Here is a 588-nt window from a genome sequence, read left to right as displayed (position 1 = left end):
CGGGTAGCGGCGACGGCGACAGACGTGCTGTTTTCGTATCTGAACAGCGACGACGAATACGACGGCTATGAAGTCGCCGTATTGCGGGAAGTCGACAAGCTGCTTCCGCAATACGAATTCAAAATCAGCGGCATGGATTACGCGGCTATGCCCGTCGCGCTTGAAGTAGGGGATATTTCTATAGCCATGTATACGCTGATTCGGAGCGAAGCGCGGAAAGCAAAGTTTCTGTTCCCGGAGCAGTATACGGCGCTCATACCGGAAAGCTTTGTAACGCAGGCCGCTCAGCAAAACCTCAACTCGATAAGCGATTTTTCCGGAAAAACCATAGCGTGCGCCGTCTCGGATTACCGGTATTCTTTTCTGTCTTCGTGGAACAAGGCGCACCCGGGCGCAGAATTCACTCTGAAGGGCTACAGCGACGCGAGCGACACCGATTTGATCAGGGCGGTAAGCAAAGGCGACGCGGACGGCGCTATAGTGTTTCCAACGACCTTTGACGTCGTTACCAAGGAACTGGGAATAACAAACCTGCGTCTTACGCCTCCGGCGTTTATCGCGGACACCAGTTTTATGCTGGCAAAAAAC

General features: G+C 53.4%; 1 protein-coding gene. It reads left to right on the top strand.

Going from position 1 to position 588, the window contains the following annotated elements:
• Positions 1-588: transporter substrate-binding domain-containing protein (locus AWU74_RS07505; RefSeq protein ID WP_162505029.1), on the top strand; the 588-nt coding region annotated here is incomplete at both ends.

This window comes from Treponema endosymbiont of Eucomonympha sp. (genome assembly GCF_001028545.1).
The sequence above is the reverse complement of the archived record's forward strand: the minus strand, read 5'-3'. Positions and strand labels throughout refer to the sequence as shown.